10 protein-coding genes and 1 pseudogene are annotated in these 10,214 nt (G+C 64.7%); all 11 read left to right on the forward strand.

The window, feature by feature from the left end; translation table 11 throughout:
• Positions 1-62: 62 nt before the first annotated feature.
• A complete protein-coding gene (locus ACILRA_RS00680; RefSeq protein ID WP_395660160.1) occupies positions 63-725 on the forward strand; it encodes a hypothetical protein in 663 nt (220 codons plus the stop codon).
• Positions 722-1,498: a hypothetical protein gene (locus ACILRA_RS00685; RefSeq protein ID WP_395660161.1), complete on the forward strand. Its 777-nt coding sequence runs from the start codon at positions 722-724 to the stop codon at positions 1,496-1,498. The genes ACILRA_RS00680 and ACILRA_RS00685 overlap by 4 nt, the downstream gene beginning before the upstream one ends.
• A complete protein-coding gene (locus ACILRA_RS00690) occupies positions 1,491-1,970 on the forward strand; it encodes a hypothetical protein (protein WP_395660162.1) in 480 nt (159 codons plus the stop codon). The genes ACILRA_RS00685 and ACILRA_RS00690 overlap by 8 nt, the downstream gene beginning before the upstream one ends.
• Positions 1,967-2,161 carry a hypothetical protein gene (locus tag ACILRA_RS00695; RefSeq protein WP_395660163.1) on the forward strand — a complete coding sequence of 65 codons (195 nt, stop codon included), beginning with the start codon at positions 1,967-1,969 and terminating at the stop codon, positions 2,159-2,161. The genes ACILRA_RS00690 and ACILRA_RS00695 overlap by 4 nt, the downstream gene beginning before the upstream one ends.
• The gene (locus ACILRA_RS00700) at positions 2,158-3,045 is read left to right on the forward strand and encodes an ATP-binding protein (protein WP_395660164.1); all 888 of its coding nucleotides are present in this window, start codon (positions 2,158-2,160) and stop codon (positions 3,043-3,045) included. Before ACILRA_RS00695 ends, ACILRA_RS00700 begins: the two co-directional genes overlap by 4 nt.
• 6 nt (positions 3,046-3,051) lie before the next feature.
• On the forward strand, positions 3,052-3,822 hold the full coding sequence (locus ACILRA_RS00705; RefSeq protein ID WP_395660165.1) for a hypothetical protein: 771 nt from the start codon (positions 3,052-3,054) through the stop codon (positions 3,820-3,822).
• A 10-nt stretch (positions 3,823-3,832) separates the two neighbouring features.
• A complete protein-coding gene (locus ACILRA_RS00710) occupies positions 3,833-5,989 on the forward strand; it encodes a Hint domain-containing homing endonuclease (protein WP_395660166.1) in 2,157 nt (718 codons plus the stop codon).
• A 12-nt stretch (positions 5,990-6,001) separates the two neighbouring features.
• Positions 6,002-6,418: a DUF6511 domain-containing protein gene (locus ACILRA_RS00715; protein ID WP_395660167.1), complete on the forward strand. Its 417-nt coding sequence runs from the start codon at positions 6,002-6,004 to the stop codon at positions 6,416-6,418.
• Positions 6,418-7,185, forward strand: coding sequence for a PD-(D/E)XK nuclease family protein (locus ACILRA_RS00720; RefSeq protein ID WP_395660168.1), 768 nt, complete (start codon positions 6,418-6,420; stop codon positions 7,183-7,185). The genes ACILRA_RS00715 and ACILRA_RS00720 overlap by 1 nt, the downstream gene beginning before the upstream one ends.
• Positions 7,182-9,539 carry an AAA family ATPase gene (locus tag ACILRA_RS00725; RefSeq protein ID WP_395660169.1) on the forward strand — a complete coding sequence of 786 codons (2,358 nt, stop codon included), beginning with the start codon at positions 7,182-7,184 and terminating at the stop codon, positions 9,537-9,539. The genes ACILRA_RS00720 and ACILRA_RS00725 overlap by 4 nt, the downstream gene beginning before the upstream one ends.
• 415 nt (positions 9,540-9,954) lie before the next feature.
• Positions 9,955-10,214: pseudogene (locus tag ACILRA_RS00730) on the forward strand (hypothetical protein); the annotation flags it as partial.

Raw genomic sequence — 10,214 nt, forward strand, 5'->3', positions numbered from 1 at the left:
GCGCCCGGCTTTTCCAATTCAGACGCCCCGTTGCGTCCCACTCAAATGGAAAGCCTGCCGATATGAACCCTTCCCCCGAACACCTTTCCGGAGAGCTGCGGCGCCTCCCCGGCCTCTACCGCCGCTGGGAACTGACTGAAGTTCTCGAGCAGCACCGCAACTGCCAGATCGAGGACGCCGGCGCTCACGCAGACGGAACCCCGCTCGTGGCCGTGTTCTTCGGCGAGCCTGACGCCGGCTCTTCTGCCGGCAGGCTCTCAGATGACTATCCGGACCGCCTCGTGCGCACACCCATCGGCGAGATTGCAGCACTTCCTGCGGGCGAACTGGCCCGCCTTCAGCGTGAGGTGGACGAGACGCTGCGCAAGGCGAAGCTCGCGGCTGCATGGCTCGATGGGGCGCTGTCCCTGCGTTATTCCGCCAGAGCCCATCAGGCACGCGCCGCGGAACTCAAGGATACGGGAACCGTCCGCTTCGATGACAACGGCGTCACGGTCGTGGCCGACCTCCCGAAGAAAATCGATTGGGATCAGGACGCCCTCAGCGGAGTTGTGGAACTCCTGACCGCTGAAGGCGAAGACCCCCGTCATTATGTGGAAATCACCTTCAAGGTCTCCGAGTGCAGATACGCAGCCTGGCCGCCGCAAATTCGCAGGGTGTTCGAACCGGCGCGCACGGTCCGCACGGGCAAGGAGTCCTTCCAGCTGATGGCAGGTGACGCGTGAGCGTCCCCGCTATCATCGAACAGGCCGGCTCCAGCCTGCCACAGCTCGTGGACCATGCGGCGGCGGCCCTGGCCAATGCCCGGTCCGCCGCAGAGGTGCTCGAGGCCAAGGATTATGCTGCCTTCGCCTACGATACCGCGAAGCGCGCGGCCCGGCTGGCCAAGGCCAAGGGTGCACACGATGAGCTGATTGCCGCTGCGCACCGGGCCCAGGCTGATGCCCTCGAAATCGAGGCGCAGGCCAAGCGCCGCCTCGCCGACGAATACGACAGCGCCCAGGAACTGGGCGATGTCCAGGCTCACGGGCGTCCGAAAAACCTTCCAGACGGGAAGGATTTCCAGCCGGTGACCGCTGCTGATCTCGGCCTCTCTCACAAGGACATCCACGAAGCCCGCGTGCTGCGGGATGCCGAGAATGCCGATCCGGGAGTCGTGCGCCGCACGCTCGATGAAAGACTGGCCCGGGGCGAGGAACCGACTCGGACGGCGCTGCGCAAGATGGTCGTCGACGCGGCCATGCGGGGACTGCGTCCCCAGCGCAAGGCCAGCCGGCGGAACCCGCTCTACGTCCCGCCAACGCCGGAACAGGCAGCCTGGCAGCATGTCACCGGCACGTTCCGCGCCTTCGCCGAATGGGCCACGGACGACAACCTTGCCATCGCCCGCGAAGGCATGCGTGAGGCCAGGGCGGGTCCGTTTCACCACCTCGACGTCAAGGCCATCGCCCAGGGGGCGGAATGTTTCATCAAAATCAAGGAGTGGTTCGATGCTTGATCATCAGTCAGCGGCATTTGCCGAGCGCGTCTGGGACGTTGCGTCCCAGCTTGGCAACAATGCCCCGAAAATCGCCGATGACATCATGGAGGCCGCTTTCCCGCTGACCTGTTCGCAGGCCCGCGCGGAAGGGGCGATGCGGATGCTGCGCACCGGGATCATTTCCGAGGTGAAGCGGATCCTGCGCAACCGCCGGGACCTGGAGCGCCAGACGGATTTTGCCGACCGGTGCGACGCCTTTGCGCCCCTCGTCAGCGATCTGCGCTCGAAGTCGTACTTCGTCGAAAGCGCCCAAGAATACGTCGCGGTCCCTGATCTCATCGCGGAGCCCGACCTCCTCGACGACGCGCGCCGGTTCATGCGGCGCAAGGGACTGGAATGCCTGGCCGAGGCCAATCGCCTCGATGCGCTCTACACGGCCGTGACCGGCAACCTGGCCGATGGCGAGCTGACCGGTGAGGTGCTGGCATGACCGGCAAGCTCCCCATCATCTCCGTCGAACAGTGTCTGGCAGAGCGCCGGGACATCGTTGTCCGCATCTTTGGAAAGAAGGGTGCCGGCAAGACCTCCCGGATCTCGGGATTGGCGAGTTCGCTGCCGCCCATCGTGTTTCTGCCACTCGACGCCGATGACGAGTCATCCGAGCCGGAGGTGCGCTCATGATGCGGGGCCTTCCCATCATCTCCGCCGAGCAGCGCCTTGCCGAGCATCGTGGCGTCAAGGCCGCCATCTTCGGCAAGCCGGGCTCAGGCAAGACCTGGCTGCTGAGGACACTGATGAGCAGCACCACGCTGTTCTTCGATCTTGAGGCGGGCGACCTGGCGATCGGCGATCTTGCCATCGACACGATCCGCCCGCGCACATGGCAGGAATGCCGGGACTTCGCCGCCTTCATCGGCGGGCCGAACCCGGCGCTCCGCGACGACCAGCCCTATAGTCAGGCGCATTACGACGCGGTCTGCCAGAAGTTCGGCGACCCCCGTGCGCTTGATCGCTACGAGACGGTGTTCATCGACTCCGTCACCGTCGCGGGCCGTCTCTGCTTCCAGTGGTGCGGCGGGCAGCCCGAGGCTGTCTCCGACAAGACCGGCAAGCCCGATCTTCGGGGCACCTACGGCCTGCATGGCCGCGAGATGATCGCCTGGCTCGTCCACCTCCAGCACACCCGCGCCAAGAACATCGTCTTCGTCGGCGTGCTCGACGAGAAGCTCGATGACTTCAACCGCAAGATCTACGTGCCCCAGATCGAGGGCACGAAGACCGGGCTCGAACTGCCCGGGATCGTCGATGAGGTCCTGACCCTCACCGAGATCAAGGACGAGGAAGGCAAGTCCTACCGCGCCTTCGTCTGCCACACGTTCAACCCATACGGCCTTCCCGCGAAGGACCGTTCGGGCCGCCTCGACATGATCGAGGAGCCCCATCTCGGCCGCCTGTTCGCGAAGATCGGCGGCCCCGCGAAACCGGCAACCGGGAGGGTGGAGTTTGGCCGCCCCGCCTCACCGGCTGCCGCCCCCCTCAACCATCAAATGACGACAGAGGAGTAAGCCACCATGACCAATGCGTGGAACGATTTCAATGACGCCCGGCAGAATACCAACCTGATCCCGAAGGGCACCATCGCCAAGGTTCGCCTCACGATCCGCCCCGGCGGCTTCAGCGATCCGGCGCAGGGCTGGACCGGAGGCTACGCCAAGCGAGGCGCCAGCGGCGCAGTGTATCTGGATGTCGAGTACACGGTGCTCGAGGGCCAGTACGCGAAGCGCAAGATCTGGTCGATGATCGGGCTCTACAGCCCGAAGGGCCCTGACTGGGGCAACATGGGCCGTGGCTTCATGCGCGGCGTCCTGAATTCGTCGCGCGCGCTGTCCGACAAGGACAACTCGCCTGAGGCCCAGAATGCCCGCCGCATCTCCAGCTTCGCCGACATCGATGGAATCGAGTTCGTCGCCCGCATCGATGTGGGTACCGACAGCAATGGCCAGGACAGGAACGACATCCGCCAGGCCCTGACCCGCGACCACAAGGAATATGCGGTCGTGATGGGTGGCATGATGGGTGGCAGGATGACCTCCATGGGCTACTCACCGGCGCAGCCCGCCTATGCCGCGCCGGCCCAGCAGCCTGCATATGCACACGCAGCACCCCAGCCGCTTCCGCCGCAAGGCTATGCCGCGCCGCAGTCGCAGGAAGGCTACGCCCCGCCCATGCAGCAGGGCTTTGCGCCCGCCGCGCCGCAGGCCCCGCAGCCTGCCTATCACCAGCCCCAGCCTGCGCCGGCTCCGGTGCAGTCCGGCGGCGTGCGTCCCACCTGGGCGAAGTGAGGCTACCATCATGATGCTTCGCCCCCGCCAGAAACTCTTCGTCGAGCGCAGTCTTGCTGCGCTTGACACCCACAACAACACCCTTGGTGTGGCGCCCACCGGCTGCCACGCCGCAGGCACCGCCATCCTGATGTTCGACGGTTCGATCCGCGCGGTCGAAACCATCGCGGTGGGCGACCTCCTCATGGGACCCGGCGGCACGCCGCGCCGCGTCCGGGAACTGCACCGCGGGCGCGACCGGATGGTCGAGATTCGGCCGCTGAAGGGCGACCCCTTCACCGTGAACCTCGGGCACATCCTCACCCTGGTTCGCACCAACGAAGGCGAGCTCGTCGACATCAGCGTGGCCGACTGGCTGGCGGCATCCCACGACTTCCGCCATCTTCACAAGCTGCTCCGCATGCCGGTCGATTTTCCCGGCAGGCCGTCGCGCAGGATGAAGAAGAACGTACTTCGCTGCGGCTTCACCGTTCACCCGGTGGGCGAGGGTGAATATTTCGGGTTCACGGTCGACGGCGACCATCGCTACCTGATGGGCGATTTCACGGTCACCCACAACTCCGGAAAGACCGTCATGCTCTCCGCCGTGACGGGGGCCTTCCTGACGGCCCCCGACGCCAGGGCCTGCGTCCTCGCCCACCGGGACGAGCTGACCGAGCAGAACCGCGCCAAGTTCTCCCGCATCAATCCCGGCATCTCCACCTCCGTGGTGGATGCCAGCGTGAAGTCGTGGGATGCCCAGGCGACCTTCGCCATGGTGCCCACCCTGTCGCGCAAGGCCAATCTCGACGATATGCCGGACCTCGATCTCCTGGTGATCGATGAGGCCCATCACGCGGTTGCCGACAGCTACCGCCGCATCATCGAGCGCGCCAGGACGCGCAATCCCGCGCTGAAGATCTTTGGCGTCACCGCCACGCCGAACCGGGGCGACCGCCAGGGCCTGCGCGAGATCTTCGACAATGTCGCGGACCAGATCCGCATGGCCGAGCAGGTGCTGGGAGGGCACCTCGTGAAGCCCCGCACCTTCGTCATCAATGTCGGCGTCCAGGAGGCCCTGAAGAAGGTGCGCCGTGTTGCCTCCGACTTCGACATGAATGCCGTGGCCGAGATCATGGACAAGTCGCCGGTGACGGATGCGGTGATCTCTCACTGGAAGGAAAAGGCGGGCGAGCGGCAGACCGTGGTGTTCTGCTCGACCGTCGAGCATGCGCAGAATGTCGCCGCCGCGTTCCGCGCCCATGGCATCGCGGCCACGACCGTTCACGGCGAGATGAGCGATGCCGAGCGCAAGGCAACCCTCGGGGCCTATGCCAAGGGCAGGATCCAGGTCATCACCAATGTCGCGGTGCTGACCGAGGGCTGGGATCATCCGCCGACCTCCTGCGTCGTGCTGCTCAGGCCCTCTTCCTACAAGTCCACCATGATTCAGATGGTGGGACGGGGCCTCCGCACAGTCAATCCGGAAGAGTATCCCGGCGTCGTCAAGACCGACTGTATCATCCTGGATTTCGGCACCTCCAGCCTGATCCATGGCTCCCTCGAGCAGGATGTGAACCTGAAGGGCTACGACTCGACGGAGGATTCGACCCAGACCTGTCACAACTGCTCTGCCGTCATTCCTCTGTCCTGCACCGAATGCCCGATCTGCGGCGAGATGCTCCTCGCCGATGTGCGGAACGAGGAGGGTGACGGTCCGGAGCAGCAGCGTGCCCTGCTGTCGGGCTTCGACATGACGGAGATCGATCTCCTCGCGCGCTCGAGCTTCGAGTGGGTCGACCTGTTCGGCGATGGCGCCTCGCTCGTTGCCAACGGCTTCAACGCCTGGGCCGGGATCTTCGCCCACAACGGCCGCTGGTACGGCGTGGGTGGCGCCCAGCACAAGCGGTCACGGCTTCTCGCCATGGGCGAGGAGCTCGTCTGCCTCGCCGCTGCTGACGACTGGCTCAACACCAACGAGACCAATGAAAGCGCCCACAAGACGAGGGGCTGGCTCAACCAGCCGCCGACCGAAAAGCAGCTTGCCTGGCTGCCCGAGAAGTTCCGGCTGGATTACGGCCTGACACGTTACCGGGCCTCAGCGCTTCTCACCTTCAGATTCAACAAGAGCCGCATCCAGGAGCTGATCATGGATGCCGCCGAAGCGGCTGTTGCCGAGGCCGCGTGATGGAGCACCCTCATGTCACAAGCAACACCCGCCACGGCGCGCGAGCGCTTCGTACGCTGGCAGCCACGCTTCGAACTCTGTGCCGTCTGCCGGAGGCCCACGCATGGCGTCGGCTGGCAGGAGCCGCAGCGCATGCGCAAGCCGCGGCCACCCGCATGGTTCTGCTCCATGGCCTGCCAGACCTTCTTCTGGGAACGCGCCCGGAGGTCCTCCGCCATGGTTGATCTGACCGATGAGGAAAAATCCGCCCTGCGTCACGCCATGCAGATGGCGGCGGAGATCATGGAGGAGATCGGCTGGAACACCCGCCTTTCCGATCTCACCGAGCAGCAGGTGCTCACCCTCATGGAGGCCGCCGTCGGCGGCTTCCAGGACGCGATGCGCGACATCGCCGCCGCCAACAAGCAATCACCGGAGGTACCCTTCTGATGCTGGACTATAATCATACGCGCAGTTTCGCGGACATGCTCAACACTGTGGTTGACGCGGCGCTGACCACGGAAAATTCCACACGTGCTCCGCGCGACTATCTCGGCGGTTCCCGTGTCGGCCACGCCTGCGAGCGCGCCCTGCAGTTCGAGTTTGCCCAGGCCCCGAAGGATGACGGCGCGGATTTCTCAGGGCGCACGCTGCGCATCTTCGCCATCGGTCATGCGCTTGAGGATCTCGCAATCAAGTGGCTCCGCGCCGCTGGGGTCGATCTCTACACGCGCAAGGGTAACGACCCCGACGGCCAGCAGTTCGGCTTCTCGGTGGCCGACGGACGCATCCGCGGCCATGTGGACGGCATCATTGCCGGCGGCCCTGAGGCGCTGAAGCTCGGCGTTCCCGCGCTGTGGGAATGCAAGACCATGAATGCGAAGAACTGGCGCGAAACGGTAAAGTCCGGTGTTGCCGTGGCCAAGCCCATCTACGCCGCCCAGATTGCGTTGTATCAGGCCTACATGGACGCCAGCATTCCTGGGCTCGCGCAAAACCCAGCGCTGTTCACCGCAATCAACAAGGATACCGCCGAGCTCCATCACGAGCTGGTGCCGTTCAACGCTGAGCTGGCCCAGCGCATGAGCGACAGGGCGGTGCGCATCCTCCGCGCCACCGATGCGGGCGAACTGCTGCCGCGGGTGGCGTGGGAGCGGGATCATTTCGAATGCCGCATGTGCGCTTACGCCAACCGCTGCTGGAGCCTCGCCCAATGACCGACCATACCGATGATACGACCGGCGCGGGCGAAGGCCATGAGCCTGAGCAGAAGCCGACCGGTGAAGTGATCCACTTCAACCCGTGGCGCGACTTCAATGACGCGCCACTGCAGGAAGATCCGTTCGGCATTGAGCCGGACCCGGAGCAACTTGCTACGTTTCTGGATGTCGTGTTCGGCTATTGCGAGGGCCTCATCCCCGTCCGCGGCTTTGTGGACAAGGGGCAGGGCCGGGATGGCAAGCCCAACAACATCTGGATCGACGCGGACGGTTCTGCCTTCGACAAGCTGAAGACCTTCGCCACCTGGGCGTGGCGCGAGGGGGCTGCCCTCTATGTCATCCCCGGCACCGTTGCTGCACAGGGGCAGGCGCGCGCCCATGAGGTGCTCCAGATGCAGGCCGTGGTGGTGGACCTCGACGCCGGGGACATTCTCGCCAAGCTCACGCACCTCGTCCACCATCTGGGCACGCCCACGCTGATTGTCGAAAGCGGCGGCCGCACGCCGGAAGGCGCGCTGAAGCTGCATGTGTGGTGGAAACTCACCGAGGCCGCCACTGGCGATGACCTCGCCACCCTGTGCCGCCTGCGCGGTGACATTGCCATGAAGGTCGCGGGCGACACGCATTTCCGCTCGGCCCACCAGCCGATCCGCGTGGCGGGCTCCGTTTACCACAAGGGCGGTTTCCAGCGGCTCGTGCAGATTCGCGAGCACAATGCCATCGAGGTGGACCTTGGCGATTTCGCTGAGCGGGTTGCCGCCATGCCGTTCATTCCCGGCATGGGCGCGGAGCCGTCGCCGGAAGGCCACACCAAGCCCTCCCTCGACGCCATTCTCACCACCCCCGTGCATGAGGGCGGCCAGGACGCATGGACCCGCTTCGAGGGCGCCAGCGCCGCCATCGGTCACTATGTCCGCATGGTGCATCAGGGCAAGCTCAGCCCGAACGACGGCTGGGAGGCCATCTGCCAGTACAACGCCGCCATGCTCCGCCCCGCATGGCCGGAGGAGCGGCTCAAGCAGGAATCCGAGCGGCTCTGGGCCCTGCACGTCAAGAAGAATGGCCCGGCGCTGCTGCGCAATGAGGCGGAGATTGCCTCCGACGCGCCGGTGAGCATGACCGCCTTTAAGCTTCGCCACCTTCTGGCCGACAAGTCGCCCATGCCACCGGACATCATTGCGCCGCGCGTGCTGACGCCCGGCGGGCTGCTTGTCCTGGGCGGCGCGCCCAAGGTCGGCAAGAGCGATTTCCTCATCAGCATGCTTGTTCACATGGCGGCGGGTGTCCCTTTCCTGGGCTTCCAGCCGCCGGCTGCCCTGCGCGTCTATTACCTTCAGGCGGAAATCCAGTACCACTATCTCCGTGAGCGCCTGCAGCAGATCCGTCTGGATGCAGAAATCATCATGGCCGCGCTCGATAATCTGGTTGCCACGCCCAAGCTGCGCCTCCTGCTCGATGAAAAGGGTCTCGCACTCGCCGCCGCCTCGATTCAGGAGCACTTCCCCGACGCGCCGCCGGACATCATCTGTCTCGACCCGATCCGCAACCTGTTCGACGGCGGCGAGGACGGCGGCGGCGAGAACGACAACAACGCCATGATGTTCTTCCTGACCGAGCGTGTCGAGCGGTTGCGCGAGGCCGTGGCCCCGGACTGCGGCGTTATTCTCGCACACCACACCAAGAAGATGAACCGGAAGGCCGTGACGGAGGATCCCTTCCAGGCCCTGTCCGGCGCCAGCGCGCTGCGTGGCTTCTACACCTCAGGTCTTCTGATGCACCGCCCCGACGAGGATAGCACCATGCGCAAGCTGGAGATCGAGCTCCGCAACGGCCCGGCGCTGCAGCCAAAGCTCATCGACAAGGAGAATGGCCGCTGGGTCGAGATCAACCTGATGAACGAGCGTCTCGTGCGCAAGGAAGTCGGCGCAAAGCATGACGCGGAGCGTGAGCGCAAGGGTGGCGTGATCGTGGACATGATCGCTGCCCAGGCCGCGCAGGGCAAGATGTTCACCCTCAGCCAGTTCGCCGCAAAGTTCGAGAACAAGGGGAGCCTCGGCGGCGAGACCAGCATCCGCAACCGGATCCATGTCCTCGCCACGAAGGGCTACATCAAGTTCGTGCGCGGTGAAGAAGCAGAGCGCCTCGGCCTGCCCCGGGCAAGCATGAAGTACGGCTACCTGTGTGTGAAGGACATGCTGTTCCAGACCCCCGCCGAGGAGCTGGACGCGGAGACCGGGGAGATCGAGCCGGTCGTCGTGAGAGTGCGGCCGACCGACTTCATGTGCCCCCAAACCGGTGCGCTGCTGACCGTCGAGAACCCTGATGTGTGGGTCGATCAGGAGGAGGTTTGAACGATGCTTTTGGCCACCGAATGGACCACGTATCAAACGCAACCGCACGAACCGCAACGACCGCAACTTTTCGGTTTGCGCTTTTGCGGTTCCCAAAAGACCAGCAAGATCAACAGGTTACACGGACCGCAAAAGCGCAACTTGATCAGTGTGCTGATCAAATCTGCGGTTTGCAATTCGCGTAATAAAATCAACTACTTGAACAAAGCGCAAAAGCGCAAATTTTCCTCCCTAAAGGGAAGGTGCCACCCGCAGAAGCGGGGTGTGGCACCTTCTCGGGAACCTATCTGGTGGGACGATGGATAACTGATGCCATTGCCACCCAAGTCAGACGGACGGCAGCCAGTACCGCCAAGCACGAGGCTGCCGCCGTCCTCCACCACAACGACCTTCCATCCTGACAATGGAGACCATCATGGTACCCGCGACTCTGCCTGCCCCTGCGGCAAAGGCAACCCCGACGATTCCATCCATCCTCGCCCTCGACCTGGGCACCACCACCGGCTGGGCTGTGCGCAACAGCCGCTGCCGGATCCTGCATGGCACCGCCGAGTTCCGGCCCAGCCGCTTTGAAGGTGGCGGCATGCGCTACCTCCGCTTCGGCAAGTGGCTCGATCAGACGCTGGATATCACCGGCGGCATCAACGCCGTTTACTTCGAAGAGGTGCGCCGGCA

Source organism: Aestuariivirga sp. (genome assembly GCF_044239095.1).
In the GTDB taxonomy this organism is placed as follows: domain Bacteria; phylum Pseudomonadota; class Alphaproteobacteria; order Rhizobiales; family Aestuariivirgaceae; genus Aestuariivirga.

Coding starts and splice junctions, on each gene's coding strand:
- ACILRA_RS00680 (WP_395660160.1), top strand. CDS start 63: ATGAACCCTTCCCCCGAACACCTTTCCGGAGAGCTGCGGCGCCTCCCC.
- ACILRA_RS00690 (WP_395660162.1), top strand. CDS start 1,491: ATGCTTGATCATCAGTCAGCGGCATTTGCCGAGCGCGTCTGGGACGTT.
- ACILRA_RS00695 (WP_395660163.1), top strand. CDS start 1,967: ATGACCGGCAAGCTCCCCATCATCTCCGTCGAACAGTGTCTGGCAGAG.
- ACILRA_RS00700 (WP_395660164.1), top strand. CDS start 2,158: ATGATGCGGGGCCTTCCCATCATCTCCGCCGAGCAGCGCCTTGCCGAG.
- ACILRA_RS00705 (WP_395660165.1), top strand. CDS start 3,052: ATGACCAATGCGTGGAACGATTTCAATGACGCCCGGCAGAATACCAAC.
- ACILRA_RS00710 (WP_395660166.1), top strand. CDS start 3,833: ATGATGCTTCGCCCCCGCCAGAAACTCTTCGTCGAGCGCAGTCTTGCT.
- ACILRA_RS00715 (WP_395660167.1), top strand. CDS start 6,002: ATGTCACAAGCAACACCCGCCACGGCGCGCGAGCGCTTCGTACGCTGG.
- ACILRA_RS00720 (WP_395660168.1), top strand. CDS start 6,418: ATGCTGGACTATAATCATACGCGCAGTTTCGCGGACATGCTCAACACT.
- ACILRA_RS00725 (WP_395660169.1), top strand. CDS start 7,182: ATGACCGACCATACCGATGATACGACCGGCGCGGGCGAAGGCCATGAG.